The following is a 21,302-nucleotide window of genomic DNA, read 5'->3' on the forward strand; positions in this document are numbered from 1 at the left end:
TAATGTGTGGTTTTTAATCAACGATCCTCCCTTTAGTTGTGAAAATTCTGCCCGGTCATTTCTATACGATGACCTCCATGTATTTAGTAAGGATTCCCAACACCTTGATGTTCTAACACATACACTCTGTTGCGCTAACCTGCCCGTTAGCTTAATAAATAGCTGTAATATTCAGTTAGATATTTATCTAATCGGTAATCGGAACATGTTCTTGTCCTAGACTCGAGACAAGAACTTGTACCGATAAAACAAAAAAGCCGCTTAAATAGCGACTTTCAATGGGACCATGTTCTTGTCCCCCGACATTAGTTTAGTGTCATACATTATATAGCTCTATTTTCACTTTGTTTTTTTATAAGTTCCTGTATCCCCGACAATTCACCTACTTGACCTCACTTACTACAAATCCGACAGTTCTACTTTTAAAACATCTGGAGATCCATCTGATATTTCCTTGATAATGGGTTTGCGAGACAAATCTAATAACACCGTTCGTTTCACAGATGTTCTCACACGAAAAAAACAAGGAGAGTTTTAAAGGACTCTCCCATCTTCAAATTAAGTTGTAATATTGAGTGAGTTACTGCTCGAGTTATATTCAATCCCTGCTCCTAGTCCCCTAGCAAAAACCTGCGCTGGAACATATGTAACACCAATTAATCACTTTAGTAGCTGTACTAGCTGTTTCTGATACACCATTGTAGAATAACGTTTTGCTTCCAATTGTTAAAGTAACTTTGCGACTCATTTTAGTGACCCCAATTGTTCCACTATCTTTGTCGTAAGTGATTGTCGCTCCCAAACCTTCAGCAATCTCTCGCAGAGGAACAAGGTTTGTGTTTTGGTATATTACCGGCGCACTATTAAAGCTGATCTTTTGACCGTTAATATACACCTTAAGGCCAGAAGCTAGCACCTTGGTATTAGCAATAAAAGTCTTATGTTTTAGCTAAATAAAATGAGCAGACTGTTGTAGTCTGCTCAACATTAAGTTTTATTCAACTATCGTTTCCCGTTAGTTTAACGAACGCCCGTCACTGCTATCAGGCTAAAACAAACTTTGTGAAATTCATAATTCGTTTAACGGATTTCCCCCACCTGCTATCTGCGGTTTGAACAAAGCTGAATTAAAGCGATGGCCTCCGTTTTACAGATTTGTACGAGCTCGCTCTGTCGACGCGGTGCTGAGCTTTAATTGCGAGCACTGACGCTATTCCATGTGACTTCGATCAGACGTTTTATTTCTTCGTCCGAGAGAGTAAACTTGCCATGCAGATATGCTTTTACTACGTATACGAAAGAGCCGTAATGCATTTGAGCCATAAACGACGGATCCATCTCAATGATCAGCTTTTCCTGAATCGCCTGCGCATACAGCTTTTTCAAAGGACCGCACCATCCGCCTTCATACGCCTCTTTTTTGACGTCGTCGTAAATGTACGGCGAGAAAGAATATTGTTCAATAAATCGAAATCCTTGAGGATATTCAAGAGACAGTCGAATCAAATTCTCCCAAGCACGCTCTATGCGGACTCTTATGGGTTCATCGGAGTAAAAACCCTCAAGAACTTTTTCTCCATTAAACGTTACGATCGCTTTGTAAAGTTCATTAATAATCGATTCTTTGCTATCGAAATAGTGGTAGATGCTCCCTGTTGAAACACCTGATTCTTTGGCAATCAAAGACATGGAAGTCGCCTGAAGCTCCTTCTCGATAATGAGGGACAATGTAGTCTCCAGAACCGCCTTCTGGACTTTATGATATTTATCGAACACCTTACTTGCCTCCAATACAAAATGATAATCCGCACTATAAAACGAATATTCATTCTATTTTAGGCATTGATTATTGTATTTGTCAATTATAGTGGACGTTACATATATTTCTTAGCCATTGTTTCCAAATATTCTTCGATCGGCACGGAGTTTCTAAGAGCCATTAATTCGTTACCCGCTGCTCCGATGACGGTACGGAATTTCTTGCTTTCTCCCGTTGCCAGAGCGGAAATGGCATCAACGATAATTTGAGGATCATCCAAAATGCCGCTGGTTTCCGTGGGATTCATTAAATTTTGCACTTTCGTCATCAGATCATCGTAATCTTTAATGTTTTCATCTCGGTTCCATATAGTACTTTCCTTAAACTTATTTCCTGTAGAGCCGCCCTGCTCTATCAATCTAAGCTCGATATTCAACGGCTTCAATTCATAATACAGACCTTCCGTCAACCCTTCCAAAGCAAATTTGGACATGTTATAAAGCGATCCAAGCGGAACCGCTGTCGTGATCCCCATGAAAGAGCTGATATTGATAAACATGCCTCCGCCATTGGCTCTGAAATGTGGTAAAAACTTACGAATGACATTGATTGGTCCCCGAGTATTAACTGCGAACTGCCAGTCGATCGCTTCCTCTTTAGCCAATTCCAACGGACCGTAAGTACCCATACCGGCATTATTGACGACGACGTCAATAATGCCGGTATGGCTTGATCCAATGCTGTTTGAACTTGCTCCACCTTTGTGACGTCCAGTTTGAAAATTTTAATGTTGTCATATGCCGTCAGTTCCGTTTCTTTCTCAGGCGTACGCATGGTGGCTGCTACGTTCCAGCCCATTTGAGCAAAACGAATCGCCGTTAGTTTGCCCAATCCAGAACTTGTTCCTGTGATAAATACTGTTTTACTCATACTAAAAACCTCCAGTTTAAATTGGCATGCAAATATAAATAGATCGGATCGAACATTCATTTTAATTAGATTATCTATCTGTCAAATGGAACTATGAACCGGGATGGCAGAATTTTCGGCAGTTATTCGATCATGGGACGGCATCCATGGATAATGATTCGCATTTGTATACATCCGAATCGTCATCTCAATACTGTTGCTGAACCTGAAAATTGATGCCATAGTCAAAAGCTCATCCTTGGTGTACTTGGCTTCGATGTTGTAGCCCGTATCATCGCCCCACTTCAACCAACGCGTCATGATCCAAGCAATAAGTCCGAATGGAGAGTCGTTAAGCCCATATGAGATCGTCGCAGAGTTAAGCATGTGAACGGCCACATGAGATACATAAGTACGTTGGAAGTGAAGAATTCCATAACGAATATCATCAGGTACGTCAGCCGGCACTTTAAATCCGTCGGTTAGGTCCCATGGTCTTTCGCCTTGGAAAAGATTGAGCAGAATCGCATGGCCCAGAGATGAATACCGTAGAGGCAATCCGCGTATTTGTGACCCAGTTGACCTGTAATTAGAGCGCCATAATCGGAACCACTGGCTGCATATTTTTTAAGATTATAGATCGAACGATCATTCTAAAGCGTACCTTGTTATCTGTCAATTGGTTAGAAAAATCTCACGGAAAATGCGAACGACACGCTTCCCTACATCCGTTAGCATGGCCCCTGGCGTCATCTTGAATAACTGGATCTAGCTTTGACCGTCCTCCGGGCCGCAGCTCCGCTTTACGGGAGTGGATAGTGGCTGGTGTCACCATGCAGGACAATCTTGGCCGTTTTCCCCGAGATGTCGACTCTCGACAGACTGGCAGGTTGGATTTCGGTCGATTTCCATAGTTGCTTCAAGTCAGTTCCCTGATAATGCGCCATGAGCAGCTTAATGACAATGGTATGAGTAACTATCAGCAACGACTCCCCGGAGTGTTTCCGAATGATCTCATTGAGCAGGTTCAAAGCTCTCGTTCGCACTTGTGCATACGTCTCGCTATTTGCGATCGCGAACTCCTCCGGGTTATTCCAGAAACGATCCCATTGCTCGGGGTAATGGGTTTGAACCTCCGAATGAACTTGTCCCTCCCATATCCCGAATCTCATCTCCATAAGCGATTCGGATGCTATCAGGGGAATTTCCCTCTCTCCTCGCAGGATCTCTGTGGTTCGCATCGCCCGGGGACTCGGACTTGCGTAAATCACGTCTATATGCACTGTATCCAAGACGGCTTTTAAGCTCTCAGCCTGGTGTACGCCTAGCTCCGTTAAGGGGGAGTCCATTTCCCCCTGCATGCGATGGACGACATTCCATTCCGTCTCTCCATGGCGCGTCAAGTATAATCTCGTGCTCATGAGCAAAACCTCCCTAATTTCATAATCATTAGCCGATCGGGTCTCCCTTTACAACCTATACGGTTGAACCATAGACGTGTTCAGCGTTATTCGTTGGTCATTTGGTTAAAACTTGTTACTTCATCCACCGACAGGCGGACGGTAGGATGACCCTGTTTTACCGCCTTGCCAATGGCAATCAGAATAATTGGTAGATAACGGTCGCTGATGCCAAATGTCTCCTTGAAATTATCAACATCGTAACCGCCCATTGGTACCGTGTCCAGTCCGCGTGCTCGCGCTGCTAACATCAATGCCATGGAAACGAGGCCGGCATCCGTCGAAACGATCTTCGTTCTCATTTCGGAAGGAATTGCAGGATGTTTGGCGGTGATACGTTCCACGAACAATTTAGCTCTATCTTCTGGCATGAAGCCTGCTTCAAATGCGCGACCGTATATCGTCTTAGCCTGCTTGTAATACTCCAGATTTGCAAGCACCGCAATAACGGCGGAAGCGTCGGCCACCTGCTGTTGATTGTTTGCGATAGGCAGCAGTTTCAATTTCAGCTTTTCGTCATCAATTACAAGGAAACGCCAAGGCTGAAGATTGCCCCAAGACGGCGCAAGAATGGCTTCCCCCAGTAGAGCTTTCATTTCCTCGCGGGATATCTTGAAGTTTGGATCATATGCTCGCACGGATCGGCGCCCGTGGATGACCGCGGAAAATGATTGATCGTGTGTATCCGCTCCAATCGACACCGTAATCTCCTCCTCTTTATCGCGTTCCAGCAAGTGAGAATCACTTGGTCGCGATGTCATCTGTCAGTTAGCGACATGGACGTCATCTGCAGTCCCTTATTGATATTCAGCTGTAGCGTAGTTTCGAGAATGGCCTTCTGCACCGTAATGTAACATTCGACCATCAATCGCCCTTGCTATTGTCAACTCTAAAGCGTCCTGAAAACACTTCACATTTCATTTCTGTAATACAATTGGTTTTAACACATATTTCGTTAGCCTGGAGAATTACTATCGAGCTTCATTCTAATTATGGATTTACTTACAGAATAAACGGAAACCAAAATAAATGCGATTCCAGTTATGATCCCAAGAGTCAAAAATGTTCCTCGAAGCGTTGAGATGCCAATTAGATGAATACCATTTAAAACGATTGGTGTAACGAACTGACCTAAATAAGTGAAAATAAGCAACATTGAAATTCCCGAAGTAAGTCGACTCTTTGGCGTTGCCTCCATGATGCTCCCCATGAGCATTGGATAAACTATCCCAAACCCAAAACCAATTAATGAAACACTCAAAATCACCAAGCTCAGCAGATGAGTTACGCTGATCATCACAAAAGAAACACTATATAGTAGTACTACAAGAGGAATAATGGCCTGTTTAAATCGTTCCGCCATAACTCTTACACACAAACCACCAATGAATATTGCCAATAAAGACACAGCTGTAACATAACCCGTTGCAGTCGCATTTCCGAATCCGTTATCAGCCATATAGACGGCGAGATTCGTTGGGATCGCATAATAAAGAATGAGAATACCTAATGTACCTAACGAGACCCCGTATACTTTGGCAGGTAAGCGACTCGGCTTTTCTTGATTTGATTTCATAGTTAATCGTCCGGGCTTATCTCGGGGGATAAATAACAGAACGAGAATCGCAAGTATAATTGCGTACGAATAAGTCAAGAAGACGCCTCTCCAGCCCAAAGCAGCTATATTTCCTCCGAGTGACAGGAAAAAAGCTCCGCCAAGGCCGCTGATCGCTTGTATCAAGCCGTTCATTTTGATGCGCTCATTCCCTTGAATATGTTCAGCAATCAGCGTATTCAACATTGTTGTTACAAGGCCTATGCTTATTCCTAGAACCGCGCGAAACACTAAAATGCCTGTTACCGAATGCATGAATGCCGGCCCTACTCCACCAATGATATATAGGAGTAGTCCGAAGAGCAGAATCGTTTTTTTCGAAAAGTAAGTCGAAATGAAACGTACGGATAAAAGGGCCGGAACAACGAAAAATGATGCGAAGGTAACGATGAGCTGAACCAGAACAGGGCTTGCATCGGGAAAATCTACCCCTATCAGTTTAATAGCAGGCGCTGCTAGCAGAGGTGCTAAATTTGATGTCAGGGCAAGTGATAACAAGGCTATCTTAAAAGCATTTTTCATGTATGTTTTCCTCTCCGCATAAAAAAGTTCATTGAAAGGACACAGCGGTACACGCCCATTGCATCAGATTTCATTTTCTAAGTTTTTTGAACGTGGCACGAATATCTTCGATAATGGCATCCGGATTCTCCCACGCCATAAAATGTCCGCCTTTTTCATGCGCATTCAAATATACATTGTTGAACCATTTGGACTCGTGACTGTTAAGGTAGGCTTGGACTCGTGTTTCCGTTGTAACCCCGGGAGGATTCTCGAATCCCAAGAACGTCATTCCGGTAGGAGCTTCGACAATTGGTTGACGATCATGAGAAGGCCGCCATGGATACCGGTTGGCGTTTGCATACATTCTCATCGTCATTTCGACACTGTTGCTGAACCAGTAGATCGAGACCATCGTCAAAATATCGTCTTTGGTATATAGGGTCTCTATGTCGCCATGCGTATCTCCCCACTTCAACCAGCGGGTCATAATCCAAGCGAGAAGCCCAACCGGTGAATCGTTAAGCCCGTAAGCCAGGGTTGTAGAGTCAAGCATGTGCACGGCCACATGAGAAGCAAACCGACGTTGGAAAGCCAACATGCCATCGCGGATCTCGTCTGATACACCTGCCGGTACCCTATTTCCTTCAGTAACATCCCAAGGTCGTTCGCTTTGGAACATATTCAGGCGGAGTCCGCGTCCGAGATGAATGCCGTATAGAGAATCTGCGTATTTATGCCCTAACTGGCCTGTGACCAGCGATCCATAGTCCGAACCAGATGCAGCATATTTGGCATGCCCCAACGTTTCCGTCATAAGTTTATGGAAGAGATCGGCGATCTTCCAGAAATTCATGTCCGGTCTTTTGAGTGGAGTGGAGAATCCAAAGCCGGGAAGTGAAGGAATGTAGACATCAAAAGCATCTGTGGGATCACCGCCGTAAGATGCAGGGTCGGTCAACGGATCGATTATTTTGCTCATGTGCCAGAAGGTCCATGGCCATCCGTGGTTAATGATGAGCGGAATCGGGTTTGGTCCCTTACCTGGCTTATGCATAAAGTGAATTGGCACGTCTTCCACTTCGACACGATAATGATTGTATGCATTGATGCGTTCTTCCGCTTTTCGCCAATCAAACTGATGAATCCAATAATCAACGAGTTCGCGCATATAGGCGGCATTCACACCATAGAAATTATCCTCGTTTCCAGGATTCGCAGGCAGGCGCGCAGCTTTCACACGATTAATGAGATCCGTAAGGTCTTCATCCGTTACGTTTATTTTGAATTGATATTGGTCAATGGACATGTTATTTCTTCCCTTCTTTATCTGCTGCATATGTGAATTCCATTCGGGTCCGTGTAAGCTTAACCGTGTTAATGAACCATTTCCCATCGACATTCACATAGGTCTCGTGATAATGACCAAACCCATGCATCATTTGATACTTAGCCGTATCACCCTCTGGAAAAATGATAAGGTCTTCCATTGCCCAAATGGCACGGGCATTCGTCGGAGAGATCACTTCAATTTCTCGAGAAAAGAGATGATGAATCGGCTGCGCCGAACCTACATTCCCACCGATGGTATCTTGTATCTCTTCACGGCCTTGTCGCTTGCTCGTCAGATTTCCGGCAACATCAAAAAATTCCATGCTCCCGTCTGGCGTAAACAGTTGTGCGAGGTCATCCCATCGCTTTTCATCGGCAAAGCGAGCGTATCGAGCTTTAAGATTGCTGATTTCCTCAATGATTTCGAGCTTCTCAATTGTGTCCATAAGGTCTCCTCCATGAATATATTTATTATTCGCGTTTGCATTGTCCTGTAACAAGTTGAGTGTATGAAGTACTCATCAAAGCCTGCAGGGTTAATATTAATTCAGTATTCAGTAATACCTATTTTAAACTGCATAGTCTAAATATTTAAAAAAATTAGCCTAAAATGGAAATCGTTGTGGACACAATGCTTTCTAATAGATACGTTCAGGCTTGGTACGCCCAAGAATTCTCAAGCCAATATATGCATTAAGAAAGTAATCCGCCAGATTCTTCGGATCATGCTTCGATGTTAACTCGCCAGATTCTTTTGCTGTAACTAGTATCCGATATAACGCTTCTCTAGTCCTATCCAAACATGCGCTTACTCTTTGGGCGACTTCAAGAAAGTACTGAGCCATTTCGAGCGAAGCATTCAACAAAAAGCAGCCCTTTCGATCTTGATCGCAGACCGACTCGTTCAAAAGTGTCTCAAAGAATGCTTGAATGATATATTTAATGTTACCTTTTCGGTCCTCCAATTGTGCCAATCGCCAATCATACGTTTTTCCATAAAACCTAAGCGCAGCACCTCCTTATGTGCAAAATCCAGTATAAGCAGTCAATAACACAATCTGGAATACAATACAGTAATGTCCACTATAGTGGAGGTTCTTTGCTGACGACGAAGAAGATATGCTTAGTTGTCGAAAGTTCTCCTCCCTAGGCAATCCACGTGACCGACATTTCGCTCTGAAGGTGCACAATCGTGGAGACAAAGCGCTTCACCAATGTACGGCCGGCAACTCTTTAGATTTTCTTGCTGTATCCAAAGCTTGTAATGAAGTAGAGTTTAAACCTCTCAAAAGCACCATTAAGCTGCTAATCGACGCAGCGACCAATTTCCACCACAAGTTCTTCCAAGCTGAAAACTTCACTTCTACTTCTGAAAGCGGCAACCTCGGTTATTCCAGACGGCCTTCTGTACTTTGTTATAGCGCTCTAACATTCGTGGCAGCCTCCTTCGTTCAGATTAGATCGAATGATCGATCTAACAATGCTGCAAAGTGAATTAGTTGAGTTAGAACCCTACTGGAGTCTGGAAAATCAAGAGACAAATGTTTAATAGCAGGAGCAGCAAGCAAAGGCGCTAAATTAGAAGTTAACAATCCAATAGCTTCACGATTACCTTTAATCTCGTATCTTTAATGACGCTATCATCTTCAACCAGCGAATCATGATCCAGACAAAAAGCCCGACAGGTGAGTCATTCAGCCCATAAGTATGTGTTAGAGAATCAATGATAATGCTATGAACAGCAACCTGACAGGCAAAAAGATGGTAGTCCTAAAGTAGTACCAGCTATGAAAAAGTTTTGCACCCCCCTCCAATAAATCGAATGTTCGTTCTAGTTGTTTTGAAAAAAAAGAAGGTTCGAGCGAACCCGAAACCTATCTCTCCATTACAGAAGTATCCATGAGACACACAGCATTCCAGCAGGAACTGATTGCTTCATTTATGCTTTCGCTGGTTAACTCAAAGATCCCGTGCAGATGGCCCTTTAACATGTAAACAAATGTTCCATAATGCATCTGTACCATCATTTTAGGATTAAGTGGGATAAACAACTTCTGCTGAATCGCTTCTTCGTATAAATGATTCATAGGCCCACACCAACCGCCTGTATAGACTTCCAGCTTTACCGCTTCATAAATGTAAGGCGAGAATGAATATTGCTCAATAAATTGAAAGCCCTGCGGATATTTTTCACCTAAATCGATAACCCGGCTCCAACCCATCTGGAACTTTTCGTGAATCGTTCTTCCTTGCAATAATCCTTCACGTACATACTCTCCGTTAAATGTGACAATTGCTCTATACAATTCGTTCACAATATCTTCTTTACTTTGGAAATAGTGATAAATGCTCCCCGTCGATACGCCAGATTCTTTTGCGATCAGCGACATGGAGGTAGCTTGTAGTTCCTTCCGACTGATAATGTTAAGTGTTGTTTCGAGGACAGCACGCTGCGCCTTATTGTATTTGTCAAACATTCGGCTTCTCCTCTCTCAGTTAGATCGAACGATCATTCTAAATAAAATATACACTTCATAAATTCATCCGTCAACCCTTTTCAAGCGAACTTCATTACCGGAAGACTTGCTATCCTTGGTATTAGATGGTTCGTCTTTCTACATGCGTAGAATCCGCTTTTTTGAGACCTTGAATAACCTGCATAATTCGGCTACATTGTACCACTTAGTCATCTTTTCAATAAAGCCTACGCTTCCTATTATCGATAATCGTTAGCCAATCTAGTCTCCCTTCGTCTTCACAGTTTAAACCGTTGAACTAGTCGTAGCATCTCCTCGGAGATCTGGCTCATCGAGTCGGCCGATGCCGAGATCTCCTACAAGGCGGTGAACTGATGCGTGGCGGCCGCCGAAATTCCCTTGCGCTAGATCGTCGGAACACTTCGCCATATGGTAAATCTCCAACAAGCACGCGGTAAATTCCTGCGAGCTCGAGGAGATCTGTCTGGACATCGAAGAGGTCTGCCGCACATGGTACGCGGCGCTGCGAGTAGCAAACAGGATCCGGTTGAACGCTTTGCCGGAATGCTGGATGAGCTCAGCTCCGGCCGTTACCTCGCGCTTCCCCTTGTCCATGGCCGAAACGGCAGCGCCGATATCTCCTCGCGTATCGCCGATTAGCTCCGCGACCTGCATGGCGGATCACTGCGAGCGTTCCGCCAGCTTCTTCACCTCGCCGGCGACGACTGCGAAGCCCTTGCCCTGCTCCCCGGCCCTCGCCGCCTCGATAGACACGTTCAGCGACAGTAGATTCGTCTGCGCGGACAACTCGGCCATCTCTTCTGCAATTTCTCCGATATGCCGAGATCTTTCGCAGAGCGGGCCGACTATCGATGAGAAGTCCTCCACGGTGGAAGATATCGCCCATCTATACAGGCAGAGTTTTTCTGCAGGGGATATCATAGTAAGATGTTCTTATCCTGGTCCTTACTCACCTCTAAAGCCGTTGTGCTGATGCGTAAGTACCTGGGCTTGGACACAACAAGATTTGAAAACTTAACCGTTCCAGAGGATCTGCGTAATGAGTATTAAAAACAGTTCGATTTATAATATGTATAAAATTTAACCTGGTATCGAATAATTTTACTATTAAACAATAAGGTGAACACAAATGAAGAATAAATTAGTTTTGTTAATATTATTGATTTTTGGCTTATCTGGAAATATAAGCGTCGCTGCTCCACAGGTTACGGAAAAAATCTCGCACGAAACTCAAGTGAAATTTAAGCCCATATATCTTGATGTCCCCAAAACTTGGAAAGTTGCCACAAAAGCTAATAAAACACAATATATTATCAGTTATTTTTCTTCAGACGATGATTTTATCTTAGGCCTTGTTGAGCAGAATAGTGAGGACAAAACAATTGATAGTTCTAAGAGTCCAACAGCAAGTACGTACACTTTAAATAGCATTACATATCATTACTATCCTTATGTTGGCGTAACAAAAGGTGGCGCACTTTATTGGATAGATAATGGAGTTTATTTCAATATGGACAGTCATAAATTAACAAAAGAAACGATGCTCAAATTAGCTAAGACAATAAAACAATAAAACGAGACTTGCTTGTCTTAACGACGAGCAAGTCTCGTTTTATTATCTATGTGCATATCCGTCTACGTCAATTGAGAAACCACCATTATTTATTGAGTTATCGTTCCCCGTTAGCTCAATGAAATTAGTGACACAAATTGATACTATTGCTTAAAACAACTGGACCCAATTTTCCTGATTTTGAGTTTGAAAGACAAACTTCTATTCTGCTATTCTCTAAATTTGCAGTAATATCGTCAATCCTACCTGCCCAAGTTGGACCATCTTCTTCGGCGGTAGGATAGAGTTTGAACCTCCAACTAATCTTGTTTTCGATAAATGAAAAACCCTCATAATTATCATATTCTCCATAATTAGAGGGTTTAGGAAGATGAATAGCGTGAACGCTTATGCTGGTACGTGGAAAACTTGGAGTTAGCTTCACTTTATATATCAGAGCTACACCTTTTTCATTTATTTCACTATTATTTACTGGGTCCAAGACTAAACTGCATGGCATGACAGGTTCTACATTACCTTTTGCGTCCGCAGGAGCTACAAAGATAATTGCCATAATAATTAATAAAGGAATTATTTTCTTCATTTTCACCCTCCACAATTTCACTCTGCTTATCCTCCCCTTTTCCGAGTGATTTATTAGCTATCCTGCCCGTTAGTTTAATGAAATTGCATGAGGCCGGCTGCCGTCTTGTATTGACCGGCCATTCGGCGGTGGCGGTCAGAATTGTCCGGTCGCAAACTCGTCTTCTTCAAACATAACGAGTTCTCAAATCGGCATCCGATTATTTCTGAATTTTCAGTACGATACGGTACCGCGTTTTTTTCCACCTGCGGTTTCGACGCTCCCGGTTACTAGGTACACATTCCCCACAGTACCATCCTGTAACGGCATGGTTGGCTATCAGCCGAGATAATATTCTTCTTGAACTGTTGTTTAAAAAGGCATGAATCAGCGTTTGGGGATTAATATTCATTTTTTTCAACCTCCGTTACCCTGCCGGTCAATAAACCGCCTTGAATTGCGTTTATTTCTGTATAACCATAGGTTTTCAAATTTACCATGTTTTTTTGTTAGCTCCTTTAATGTTGTTTTTTGGACGCAAAAATGCCACGGACAAGCAGCCTCTAAAGAAGCTGCTGTCGCGCGGCATCAGGACGCGTCAAAAGGATAGTTTGATCATCATTTTATTACTGTGATCTTCTCAACAATCGCGCCCGATAATGGAATAACTGTAAAGCTAATGAAGTTTTTTTAAAAGCTGCGTTTCCCTGCCCAGGCTCCTTGCATTTTACTGAGGAATACAATTTGCCCAATATGATATGCGTTGTGCATTGCTAAACTCTTCAATTCAAGCACTAATGGATTGTCATCAGGAATCGGTCTATACAAATCTTCTAGTTCTGATTTTGCTAGTATTTTTCCAAGTTCACGATGAACAGAAAAGTATTCTTGTTTTGTTTCCTTCCAATTTTGAAAGGTCTCAGTTGGTAATCGATATGTAGCGTTATTATTTTCTGCCTTTGGTTCATTTGCTGTTTCACCAAGAAAGCGTAACAGAATTCTCTTTTCATAGAAAAGTAAATGACAAACTAATTCCCAAATGGAATGTGCCCCCTCAACTGGTTTCCAAATTGCCTGTTCCAAAGTAATATTGTCTAGTACTTTTTCAAGTGGTGGAAACCAGTCTTCTTTATCTAAGCAGCTTGCCCATTGTTGTAACAAAAGTGTCCTTACATCCAATTTATATTTCCTCCAATATTATCCCTTTGGTCAATATTCATTTGCGGCGTGTTGTTTTGGCATAACTTACAATTTCGAGATGAACCATCTGATTACCTCCCTTACTCCACAATCTGGCCCATTAATGGAATAACTTTAATATCACCTAACAAGTTCTTAATCCACAATAAAAACCGAAATCCCTTCTTTATTGAGATAGGAAATTCCAGTTCATCTTTTTTATAAACGGTTAAACTTTTTTCAAAACAGTTCAACTTTATTTCAAAGCCACATTAATTTTGTTGCCCTAGTGTAAATTAAAATTCCTTTATTGCCAACAATCATTGAAACACCCTGCAATTCTTATCCGTTTCCATTACGGGGTTGATTTAGTGGTGGGTCGTCCAATCTATGCCATATACGCCAGAAGAGATGGTTGAACAGATGGCTAGAATTTTGGAAGCAAGGCTGCAGCTATGGTAAACGTATTAAATTTGAAGTATGATACCTGCATAAAAGTTTTGAGATTAAATTAATATTTGCACTTTCAAACGGGTTTACAGCTTGAAATACTTCCGAGGACTGAAGTTTTATTGATCCTAATCCAGTCTAGTTTATCACTCAAAAGAGCCCCACCTTTCCTAGGTAGATATTTATCAAATCGGCAATAGTACCATGTTCTTGTCCGAATTCGGCAATCGGTACAAGTTCTTGTCCTTGACTCGGGAAAAGAACTTGTACCGATATAACAAAAAAGACGCTAAAATAGCGACTTCAATGGGAATATGTTCTTGTCCCTCGACAGCGGCGGCCGTATGGGTCACACGCTTCAAGGAAGCAGGTCAAGCGTCTCTCCGTCATTTCTTCTTTTTCTTCAAAATTATGTAAAGCGCAGCACCAATCGCTACAAGAGCTCCAGCACTTATCCCAGTCATTACATCGCCTCCAACAATATAAATACTGTTAGTTTGTCTTATCGCTCGATAGCGAACAGGCAAGAGCATAGCCTAAACAGTATAGCATAAAATTGGTACAAGTTCTTGTCCTTGGCTCGGGACAAGAACTTGTACCGATAAAACAAAAAAAGCCGCTAATAGCGACTTTCAAAGGGACCATATTCTTGTCCCCCGACATGACGAGTCACACACTATATAAACCTATTTTTAAATTTAAAATAATAAGTTGCTGATTGCCCCCATTTACGCAAAAGGATGCCAGGTCAATTGGCAGCCCTTTCATGAGAATTGATTAAGGTCCTTACCGGCGGGTACCGGTTGCGGTCTGCTCGCCCTGATTCCGATGAAAATAGCGGCGACGCTTCAGCAGATTCCCTGCAATGACAACTGCCGTGGCCAACAGAAGCGGTATCAGGATATGCAGGAATGGGGGAAGCGATTCCACCAAGGCGTTCAGATGACTATCGTTCAGCATCATTTCGCCCGCCGTATATCCGAGTAGTGCCACTCCGAGCAGCACGATAACCGGAAAACGGTTCATCAGGACCATCAGCAGCTTGCTTCCCCATATAATGAGCGGGATGCTGATGGTCAGCCCCAGAGTAATGAGGATATAATTTCCTGAAGCTGCACCTGCGACCGCCACCACATTGTCCAGGCTCATGACTAAATCTGCTATAATGATCGTCCGGATTGCCTTTCCCAAATGGGGGCTCGCCTCTAGATTTTCTTCCTGTTCTTCCCCCTGCATGAGCTTCAATGCTATCCAGAGCAGCAGGAGCCCTCCGGCCAACTCTACAAAGGGAATTCTTAACAACCATACCGCTGCAATCGTCAATACGAGCCGTAGGACAATCGCGCCAAAGCTGCCGTAGAACACGGCCCTTTTTTGCTGCTCGGGGGGAAGGCTTTTGCAGGCAAGTGCGATTACGACTGCGTTATCGCCGCTTAGCACGATATTAATCACGATGATTTTCAATAATCCGAGAAGCAGCCATTCAATATCCATGATTCATTCCTTTCTTTAAGCTTCCTCATTGACCAGAACCTTTTTGCCTTTGAGCTTCAGGACCAGCGGTATTGTAATCCACAGTAATCCGATGAAGAGAAAGGCAAGCGAAATGGGCTTTTGCAGAAAAATCATGAAGTCACCGTTCGAGATGGTCAACGCGCGCCGCATATTGTTCTCCATCATCGGTCCCAAGATCAGGCCGAGCACAAGCGGAGCGAGCGGAAAGTCATTTTTGGATAGAATGTACCCCGCTAAACCGCAGCCCATAATGAGCACGAGATCAAAGGTGGAATACTGCACCGCATACACGCCAAAAACCGAAAATACGATAATGAGAGGAATCAAGTATTTCGAAGGTGTTTCAATCACCTTGGCGAACAGCTTCACCAGCGGCATATTCAAAACGAGCAGCATCAGGTTGCCGACGAACATGCTAGCGATAACACCCCAAGCCAGCTGCGGATGATCTTGAAATAGCAAGGGACCTGGCTGCACGTTGTACATGATGAATGCCCCCATCAGGATCGCCGTCGTCCCCGAGGAAGGAATGCCTAGGCTGAGAAGCGGTATCATGGCTCCGCCGGACGCGGCATTGTTCGCCGATTCGGGAGAGGCGACGCCTTCTATGGCGCCCGTGCCGAACTTCTCTGGATTTTTGCTTATTTTTTTCTCTACGATGTACGCAAAGAACGAAGCCAGAATGGCACCCGCTCCCGGCAGTAACCCAATAAAGAAGCCCAGAATAGAGCCGCGTGCAATCGGTGCTGCACTGTCCTTCATATCCTGTTTAGTCGGCAAAATACGGTTGATCTTGGCGATCTCCCCTTCATTGCTTTCCCTCTCGAGAATCGTCTTGAACACTTCGCCAACCGCGAACATGCCGACGGCAATCGTTAGAAACTCCAGACCCTGGTACAGCTCCGGGATGCCAAAAGTAAAGCGCTCCACGCCGGAGACGTTATCGATGCCGATCGTCGCAAGCAGCAATCCCATGGCAGTCATTATCAGCGCCTTTACCATGGATTTACCAGCAAGTCCACTGATGGCAAGCAGTCCCAGCACCATCAAAGAGAAATACTCTGCCGGCCCGAATTTGATCGCAACAGCGGATAACGGCCGTGCGAGGAAAATCAACCCGATGAGCGAGATGATACCTGCGGCGAAGGAACCAATCGCGGAAATTGCGAGCGCTGCCCCTGCCCGACCCTGCTTCGCCATCTGATAGCCGTCCAGCGTCGTCACGACAGAGGAGGACTCTCCTGGCGTATTCAATAAAATCGAGGTTGTCGAACCCCCATACATTGCCCCGTAATAGACGCCGGCCAACAATATAATCGAACTTGTTGCCGCCTCTTCTGGTGACAATCCGGAAGTCATCGTTGCGGTAATAGGAATAAGCAGTGCTACCCCGCTCATGGGTCCGATGCCAGGCAGTACGCCAACCACAGTGCCGATTAGTACACCTAAGAACACAAACACCAGATTATGCCACTGCATCGCCGTGCCCAAGCCATGAAGCAAATATTCAATCGTGCTCACTGCCATAACCCCCTAAATTAGAATAACCAAGCTGGAAAACCGGGAAGGGAACCATCCAGCACGTTGACGTACAGAAAATAAACGCCGTACGAGAAGCAGGCGGAAATCAGAAGGGACATCCACATCCTGCCTCTCTGCATGGTTTGAAAACCGATCAACAAAAACAGGAATGTCGAAATGACGAATCCGATATCCTCAAGAAATAAGGCATACAGCAATGCTGCTGCGAAAATGATGCCGAATCGCTTGTAATCCAGCTTTTCCTTGCTTTCCTGCTTCTGTTGCTTTCGGAAAGTGTCATAGACGAGTTTTGCGCTAAGCAGCGTAAGGAAACCGCCGAGAAACAGGGGGAAAATATTCGCTCCGACGTTGCTGCCATAAGCGCTCGTTGCAATGCCCCTGCTTCCAATGACGAAAGCGATGCCGATCGCGCCGAATACAATTCCGGCGTAACGGTCAAATGAATGATTCATGGATCCATCTCTCCTTTGTAAGCATCAGGGGAGAAGCACATTCTCCTTCTCCCCCTAGGGATTTACTTCTGCATTCCCAGGGCGGTCAGCATCTCTTGCAGCTGCTTCTCCTGCTCAACGAGGAATCCTTTGAAGTCATCTGCGTTCTTGTAATCGTTCTGCCAGTTATTGGCGTTCATTTCGCTTGCCCATTCCTTGGACTCTGTCATCTTTTTGAGTGCGTTTTCCCAGTAAGCCTTGGCGACCGCACTCATCTCTTTAGGCCCAAAAATACCACGCCAAATCAGGAATTCGGCATCGACTCCCTGCTCTTTCATAGTCGGCACGTCTTTGAGTGTGCCGCCTAGCCGTTCAGGAGCAGCGACCGCAAGCACTTTGATCTTGCCGGCCTTCAAATATTGATCCAGGGATGACGCGTCCGTCCCGAGCACATCTGCGTTGCCGCCCAACAGCGCGGTCAGTGCTTCACCGCCGCCGTCATAAGAGACATACTTTATGCTTTTGGGATCAATGCCATACTTGAACGCAGGCAAAATGGAGACGAGATGGTCCATGGAACCCGGGGCGGATCCACCCGCTACCGTAAAATTCTTCGGATTGGCCTTCAGGTCTTCAAGAAGGCTTTTCAGGTCGTTATATTTCGAATTGGCCGCGACCGCGATCGCGCCATAATCCTTTGTCAGCTGCGCTAGCGGCGTAGTATCCTGATAACCGTAAGGCGAGTTCCCTTCCTTCTTCAGGTTGTTAATCAAAATGGGAGGCGAACTGACGAACAGCTTATAATTATCCTTGGTGTCTTTGGTCGCGTACTCAGCCATGAAAACGGCTCCACCACCACCGGGCTTGTTCTCAACCGTGATCGCTTTACTTGTGATCTTTGTTTCTGAAAGGACCTTCGAGATCGTGCGCGCCGTCATATCCCAGCCACCGCCGGCCCCAGACGGTGCCACTAGCGTCAGCGCCTTATCTGGATAATTTGATCCTTTGGAGGCTGCCCGGTCTTTGCTTCCACTGGCACTTCCGCATCCAACAAGACTGATGACCAAAAGAGCTGCAGGTGCCATTTTCCATACTTTTGACATCATTTTTTTATTCATTTTCAAACTCCCCTTTGAGTTAAAATGTTATTTTGTATGCGCTTACATTAATCGCCTTCATAATAACATCCATCTGCGGATTAGAAAATGATATGCGCATAAAGGATAAAAACATCATTGTGCGAATTTTGATCATTTTGTTCACGAAAAACACGGGACATTTTCGGTCAAACTTTATGCTACAATAGGAGCAAAAAATAGGGGGCTCTCATGAAGCTGCAGACGAAGCTCATTCTCATCATTTGTTCCCTTTTAACGTTCATCATTCTAAGTTTGAGCGGCATTTACTACATTGTCATCACAAACGTCTTCGATGACCAAATCGGCGAGCGGGCGCTCAAGGTTGCCGAGACCGTCGCCATCATGCCGGAAATCCGAAGAGCCTTCAGCGATCCTGATCCCTCCCGCATCATTCAGCCGATTTCTGAAAGCGTACGCATAAAAACGAATGCACAGTATATCGTCGTGGGTAACCGGGAAGGAATCCGCTATTCGCATCCGATCCCCGACCGTATCGGCAAATACATGGTTGGTGGTGACAACGGCCCAGTGCTGGAGGGGCAAGCGATCATCTCTAGGGCTACCGGCTCCATGGGTCCCTCCATTCGGGGTAAGGCGCCGGTGCTCGATGCGGCAGGGAATGTCATCGGCATCGTCTCCGTTGGTTTTTTGAACGATAACATCGACCGGATCAACGACACATACCAGCATGGGATAGTCATCCTTTCTTTAGTAAGCCTCGCAGTCGGTGCAGGCGGTGCCGTATTGATCGCGCAGAGCGTCAGACGTTCTACGCATGGGCTTGAGCCAAAAGAAATTGGCGTGTTGTACACCGAGAAAAAAGCGGTGCTCGAATCGATCCGTGAAGGCATCCTTGCCGTTAATCAGCAGGGTATGGTTACCTCCGCCAATCGGTTTGCCCTGCAGCTGCTTCAGATCGGCGAAAATGAAAAGATCCTAGGCAAACACATAGGGGATATCCTTCCCAATACGAGGCTTCCCGAGGTCATGCGCAGTGGCGAAGCGGAGTTTGATCGCGAAATGGTCATTGGTGATCACGAAGTCGTGGTCAACCGGGTTCCGATTACGGATCGCCAAAACCGCGTAACTGGAGCCGTATCGAGTTTCCGCAGTAAGTCGGAGCTTTACAGGCTGGCAGAAGAGCTGTCGCAGGTTAAACGGTTCGCAGACTCACTCCGGGCTCAGACGCATGAATATTCCAATAAGCTGTATGTGATCTCGGGATTGATTCAGCTCGAATCCTATCAGGAGGCCGTAGATCTCATCAACCGCGAAGTAAAGGTTCATCAAAGCCTGATCCAGTTCATCATGAGGGAAATCCCAGATCCAGTAATCGGGGGTTTGCTGATTGGAAAGTATAACCACGCGCAGGAGCTGAAGCTCAATTTTGAAATTGATTACGAGAGCTCGTTCCGGGATATCCCGGACCACATGGATCGGAGCCTGCTCGTTACTATAATAGGAAACCTGATCGACAACGCGATGGAAGCCGTGCTCGCACGAGAAGATTTGCTTGAACATACAGGGACGGTAACTCTGCTGTTAACGGATTTAGGTCAGGATCTGATTATCGATTGTGAGGATAACGGTGTCGGGATCCCGGGGAAATACAACAAGTCTATTTATGATAAAGGCTTCTCCAGCAAGCAAGGGGAGCATCGGGGCATCGGTCTTGCCCTTGTGGTCCACGCCGTAAACAAGTTATGCGGGTACATCACATTCAGCAATTCTGGAACCGGTACCGTCTTCACAGTAGCCATTCCCAAACAGAGTTCCGAAGGAAAGGAGTTCATTCATGGAGACATCTCATCAGAACGGAACCATTGACGTATTGATCGTGGAAGATGACGTGAAAATAGCTGAAATCAATCGACGTTTCATTGAGCAGGTGCCGGGATTTAAGGTCGTGGGAATCGCCACGGATGAAATGCAGGCCAAAACGCAGCTGGAAGTGTTGGAGCCAGGGCTTGTGCTGCTCGATATTTATCTCCCCCGCGTCAGCGGACTGGAATTGCTGCTGTATATCCGCCAGAAATACCGGAGCACGGATGTCATTATGATCACAGCAGCAAGGGAAATCGAGCCAGTAGGTGAAGCGATCCGTAGTGGGGCTTTCGACTACTTGATGAAGCCGCTCGTATTTGACCGATTGAAGGAAACGCTTCAGCGCTACGCTCTATTCCATCAAGAGCTTCTCAGGCTAGGTAGGGCAGGCAGCATCGGCCAAAACGATGTTGACCGACTCCTGTCCGGAGCGGCTAAGTCCGAGGCAGTTCCTGATTCTGGATCGCTTCCCAAGGGAATCGATCGATTGACACTCGAAAAGGTTATTCATACTATCTCCCATGTCGGCGAAGCACACACCGCGCACCAAATCGCGAGAATGATCGGCATCAGCCGCTCCACCAGCCGAAGATATTTAGAACATCTGGTCGGAGTTGGCATTGTGCATGCTGACCTCTCCTATGGCCTGGTCGGACGTCCGGAACGCGTATATAGGAGCAAAGGATAACTCAGGTACCTGCTGGACAGTAGATATGTCTTAACACCTGCATATTGGGTTTGTTCCTTTTATTTATCAGATAGTTAAATACTATGGGGAATGCCTCAATTTTGAAGCTTTTTTAACCGTTGTTCTGCTCATGGATCATCAACGTGATGGGTATATCGGTGCAAATAAACTGATCCACAGGATATATGCGATCTTAACAAAGTAAAAAACTTTCCGCTTAGACTAAATAGGGGTACCGCCAACATTTTAACGAAAATATGCGCTAAGCGAAGTGCGTCCGACTTGGCGTTTCTCCTTACTCTAAGCTCAAACGACACGATCACCC

General features: G+C 45.1%; 23 protein-coding genes and 3 pseudogenes. 6 read left to right on the forward strand and 20 right to left on the reverse strand.

Annotated elements, in window-relative coordinates; genetic code table 11:
* Positions 1–619: 619 nt before the first annotated feature.
* The 13 genes and pseudogenes from KJS65_RS06320 to KJS65_RS06375 all read right to left on the reverse strand — a co-directional run bounded on the left by KJS65_RS06320 (position 620) and on the right by KJS65_RS06375 (position 10,482).
* Positions 620–916, reverse strand: a complete 297-nt coding sequence (locus KJS65_RS06320) for a copper amine oxidase N-terminal domain-containing protein (protein ID WP_306432957.1) — start codon at positions 914–916, stop codon at positions 620–622.
* Positions 917–1,191: 275 nt separating this feature from the next.
* Positions 1,192–1,776: a TetR/AcrR family transcriptional regulator gene (locus KJS65_RS06325; protein WP_213649056.1), complete on the reverse strand. Its 585-nt coding sequence runs from the start codon at positions 1,774–1,776 to the stop codon at positions 1,192–1,194.
* Between the two features lie 98 nt (positions 1,777–1,874).
* Positions 1,875–2,429: an SDR family NAD(P)-dependent oxidoreductase gene (locus KJS65_RS06330; RefSeq protein ID WP_244864404.1), complete on the reverse strand. Its 555-nt coding sequence runs from the start codon at positions 2,427–2,429 to the stop codon at positions 1,875–1,877.
* A 113-nt stretch (positions 2,430–2,542) separates the two neighbouring features.
* Positions 2,543–2,749, reverse strand: a pseudogene (locus KJS65_RS30220) (SDR family NAD(P)-dependent oxidoreductase); the annotation flags it as partial.
* A gap of 21 nt (positions 2,750–2,770) precedes the next feature.
* The gene (locus KJS65_RS06335; protein WP_213649057.1) at positions 2,771–3,055 is read right to left on the reverse strand and encodes a hypothetical protein; all 285 of its coding nucleotides are present in this window, start codon (positions 3,053–3,055) and stop codon (positions 2,771–2,773) included.
* A 416-nt stretch (positions 3,056–3,471) separates the two neighbouring features.
* On the reverse strand, positions 3,472–4,089 hold the full coding sequence (locus KJS65_RS06340) for a histidine phosphatase family protein (RefSeq protein ID WP_213649058.1): 618 nt from the start codon (positions 4,087–4,089) through the stop codon (positions 3,472–3,474).
* Positions 4,090–4,175: 86 nt separating this feature from the next.
* On the reverse strand, positions 4,176–4,835 hold the full coding sequence (locus tag KJS65_RS06345) for a nitroreductase family protein (protein WP_244864558.1): 660 nt from the start codon (positions 4,833–4,835) through the stop codon (positions 4,176–4,178).
* Between the two features lie 248 nt (positions 4,836–5,083).
* Positions 5,084–6,265, reverse strand: a complete 1,182-nt coding sequence (locus KJS65_RS06350; RefSeq protein ID WP_213649060.1) for an MFS transporter — start codon at positions 6,263–6,265, stop codon at positions 5,084–5,086.
* Between the two features lie 70 nt (positions 6,266–6,335).
* Positions 6,336–7,553, reverse strand: a complete 1,218-nt coding sequence (locus tag KJS65_RS06355; RefSeq protein ID WP_213649061.1) for an epoxide hydrolase family protein — start codon at positions 7,551–7,553, stop codon at positions 6,336–6,338.
* A gap of 1 nt (position 7,554) precedes the next feature.
* Positions 7,555–8,022, reverse strand: coding sequence for a nuclear transport factor 2 family protein (locus tag KJS65_RS06360; protein WP_213649062.1), 468 nt, complete (start codon positions 8,020–8,022; stop codon positions 7,555–7,557).
* A 192-nt stretch (positions 8,023–8,214) separates the two neighbouring features.
* Positions 8,215–8,550: a TetR family transcriptional regulator C-terminal domain-containing protein gene (locus KJS65_RS30225; RefSeq protein WP_374706140.1), complete on the reverse strand. Its 336-nt coding sequence runs from the start codon at positions 8,548–8,550 to the stop codon at positions 8,215–8,217.
* 900 nt (positions 8,551–9,450) lie between these two features.
* The gene (locus tag KJS65_RS06370) at positions 9,451–10,053 is read right to left on the reverse strand and encodes a TetR/AcrR family transcriptional regulator (protein ID WP_213649064.1); all 603 of its coding nucleotides are present in this window, start codon (positions 10,051–10,053) and stop codon (positions 9,451–9,453) included.
* A 285-nt stretch (positions 10,054–10,338) separates the two neighbouring features.
* A complete protein-coding gene (locus tag KJS65_RS06375; RefSeq protein ID WP_213649065.1) occupies positions 10,339–10,482 on the reverse strand; it encodes a hypothetical protein in 144 nt (47 codons plus the stop codon).
* Positions 10,483–10,563: 81 nt separating this feature from the next.
* Between KJS65_RS06375 and KJS65_RS06380 the strand changes: the two genes are divergently transcribed.
* A complete protein-coding gene (locus KJS65_RS06380) occupies positions 10,564–10,713 on the forward strand; it encodes a hypothetical protein (protein WP_213649066.1) in 150 nt (49 codons plus the stop codon).
* A gap of 21 nt (positions 10,714–10,734) precedes the next feature.
* Here KJS65_RS06380 and KJS65_RS30075 read toward each other — a convergent pair whose 3' ends face one another.
* A complete protein-coding gene (locus KJS65_RS30075) occupies positions 10,735–10,995 on the reverse strand; it encodes a methyl-accepting chemotaxis protein (RefSeq protein ID WP_213649067.1) in 261 nt (86 codons plus the stop codon).
* On the opposite strand from KJS65_RS30075, the pseudogene KJS65_RS30325 reads away from it, so the two are divergent.
* Together KJS65_RS30325 and KJS65_RS06390 are read left to right on the forward strand one after the other, a co-directional pair.
* A pseudogene (locus tag KJS65_RS30325) lies at positions 10,957–11,124 on the forward strand (hypothetical protein); the annotation flags it as partial. The gene KJS65_RS30075 and the pseudogene KJS65_RS30325 overlap by 39 nt on opposite strands.
* 79 nt (positions 11,125–11,203) lie before the next feature.
* Positions 11,204–11,647, forward strand: a complete 444-nt coding sequence (locus tag KJS65_RS06390) for a DUF4367 domain-containing protein (RefSeq protein ID WP_213649068.1) — start codon at positions 11,204–11,206, stop codon at positions 11,645–11,647.
* 124 nt (positions 11,648–11,771) lie between these two features.
* Here the strand turns inward: KJS65_RS06390 and KJS65_RS06395 are convergent, their stop codons facing one another.
* Positions 11,772–12,230, reverse strand: a complete 459-nt coding sequence (locus KJS65_RS06395) for a YoqH family protein (protein WP_213649069.1) — start codon at positions 12,228–12,230, stop codon at positions 11,772–11,774.
* Between the two features lie 669 nt (positions 12,231–12,899).
* Positions 12,900–13,388: a DinB family protein gene (locus tag KJS65_RS06400; RefSeq protein ID WP_213649070.1), complete on the reverse strand. Its 489-nt coding sequence runs from the start codon at positions 13,386–13,388 to the stop codon at positions 12,900–12,902.
* Between the two features lie 336 nt (positions 13,389–13,724).
* Here KJS65_RS06400 and KJS65_RS29720 point away from each other — a divergent pair.
* Positions 13,725–13,850: pseudogene (locus tag KJS65_RS29720) on the forward strand (TetR-like C-terminal domain-containing protein); the annotation flags it as partial.
* Between the two features lie 774 nt (positions 13,851–14,624).
* Here the strand turns inward: KJS65_RS29720 and KJS65_RS06405 are convergent.
* From KJS65_RS06405 to KJS65_RS06420, 4 genes are all read right to left on the reverse strand, one after another.
* Positions 14,625–15,332: a TerC family protein gene (locus KJS65_RS06405; RefSeq protein ID WP_213649071.1), complete on the reverse strand. Its 708-nt coding sequence runs from the start codon at positions 15,330–15,332 to the stop codon at positions 14,625–14,627.
* A 15-nt stretch (positions 15,333–15,347) separates the two neighbouring features.
* Complete coding sequence (locus KJS65_RS06410) at positions 15,348–16,874, reverse strand: tripartite tricarboxylate transporter permease (protein ID WP_213649072.1); 1,527 nt, start codon at positions 16,872–16,874, stop codon at positions 15,348–15,350.
* Positions 16,875–16,891: 17 nt separating this feature from the next.
* Positions 16,892–17,347 (reverse strand): tripartite tricarboxylate transporter TctB family protein, encoded by a 456-nt coding sequence (locus tag KJS65_RS06415; protein ID WP_213649073.1) that lies wholly within the window; start codon positions 17,345–17,347, stop codon positions 16,892–16,894.
* Between the two features lie 62 nt (positions 17,348–17,409).
* On the reverse strand, positions 17,410–18,444 hold the full coding sequence (locus KJS65_RS06420) for a tripartite tricarboxylate transporter substrate binding protein (RefSeq protein WP_213649074.1): 1,035 nt from the start codon (positions 18,442–18,444) through the stop codon (positions 17,410–17,412).
* 210 nt (positions 18,445–18,654) lie between these two features.
* Between KJS65_RS06420 and KJS65_RS06425 the strand changes: the two genes are divergently transcribed.
* Both KJS65_RS06425 and KJS65_RS06430 read left to right on the forward strand, forming a co-directional pair.
* A complete protein-coding gene (locus tag KJS65_RS06425) occupies positions 18,655–20,292 on the forward strand; it encodes an ATP-binding protein (protein WP_213649075.1) in 1,638 nt (545 codons plus the stop codon).
* Positions 20,261–20,977 carry a response regulator gene (locus KJS65_RS06430; RefSeq protein WP_213649076.1) on the forward strand — a complete coding sequence of 239 codons (717 nt, stop codon included), beginning with the start codon at positions 20,261–20,263 and terminating at the stop codon, positions 20,975–20,977. Before KJS65_RS06425 ends, KJS65_RS06430 begins: the two co-directional genes overlap by 32 nt.
* Positions 20,978–21,302: the final 325 nt, after the last annotated feature.

The sequence above is a fragment of the Paenibacillus sp. J23TS9 genome (assembly GCF_018403225.1).
GTDB lineage: Bacteria > Bacillota > Bacilli > Paenibacillales > Paenibacillaceae > Paenibacillus_AQ.

What these genes read in the sequence shown, in the direction of transcription:
- KJS65_RS06425 (WP_213649075.1), top strand. Translation starts at nt 18,655, where the DNA reads ATGAAGCTGCAGACGAAGCTCATTCTCATCATTTGTTCCCTTTTAACG.
- KJS65_RS06415 (WP_213649073.1), bottom strand. Translation starts at nt 17,347, where the DNA reads ATGAATCATTCATTTGACCGTTACGCCGGAATTGTATTCGGCGCGATC.
- KJS65_RS06380 (WP_213649066.1), top strand. Translation starts at nt 10,564, where the DNA reads ATGGTACGCGGCGCTGCGAGTAGCAAACAGGATCCGGTTGAACGCTTT.
- KJS65_RS06395 (WP_213649069.1), bottom strand. Translation starts at nt 12,230, where the DNA reads ATGAAGAAAATAATTCCTTTATTAATTATTATGGCAATTATCTTTGTA.
- KJS65_RS06370 (WP_213649064.1), bottom strand. Translation starts at nt 10,053, where the DNA reads ATGTTTGACAAATACAATAAGGCGCAGCGTGCTGTCCTCGAAACAACA.
- KJS65_RS06430 (WP_213649076.1), top strand. Translation starts at nt 20,261, where the DNA reads ATGGAGACATCTCATCAGAACGGAACCATTGACGTATTGATCGTGGAA.
- KJS65_RS06355 (WP_213649061.1), bottom strand. Translation starts at nt 7,553, where the DNA reads ATGTCCATTGACCAATATCAATTCAAAATAAACGTAACGGATGAAGAC.
- KJS65_RS06340 (WP_213649058.1), bottom strand. Translation starts at nt 4,089, where the DNA reads ATGAGCACGAGATTATACTTGACGCGCCATGGAGAGACGGAATGGAAT.
- KJS65_RS30075 (WP_213649067.1), bottom strand. Translation starts at nt 10,995, where the DNA reads ATGATATCCCCTGCAGAAAAACTCTGCCTGTATAGATGGGCGATATCT.
- KJS65_RS06375 (WP_213649065.1), bottom strand. Translation starts at nt 10,482, where the DNA reads ATGGCGAAGTGTTCCGACGATCTAGCGCAAGGGAATTTCGGCGGCCGC.
- KJS65_RS06420 (WP_213649074.1), bottom strand. Translation starts at nt 18,444, where the DNA reads ATGAATAAAAAAATGATGTCAAAAGTATGGAAAATGGCACCTGCAGCT.
- KJS65_RS06360 (WP_213649062.1), bottom strand. Translation starts at nt 8,022, where the DNA reads ATGGACACAATTGAGAAGCTCGAAATCATTGAGGAAATCAGCAATCTT.
- KJS65_RS06335 (WP_213649057.1), bottom strand. Translation starts at nt 3,055, where the DNA reads ATGCTTAACTCTGCGACGATCTCATATGGGCTTAACGACTCTCCATTC.
- KJS65_RS06390 (WP_213649068.1), top strand. Translation starts at nt 11,204, where the DNA reads ATGAAGAATAAATTAGTTTTGTTAATATTATTGATTTTTGGCTTATCT.
- KJS65_RS06405 (WP_213649071.1), bottom strand. Translation starts at nt 15,332, where the DNA reads ATGGATATTGAATGGCTGCTTCTCGGATTATTGAAAATCATCGTGATT.
- KJS65_RS06350 (WP_213649060.1), bottom strand. Translation starts at nt 6,265, where the DNA reads ATGAAAAATGCTTTTAAGATAGCCTTGTTATCACTTGCCCTGACATCA.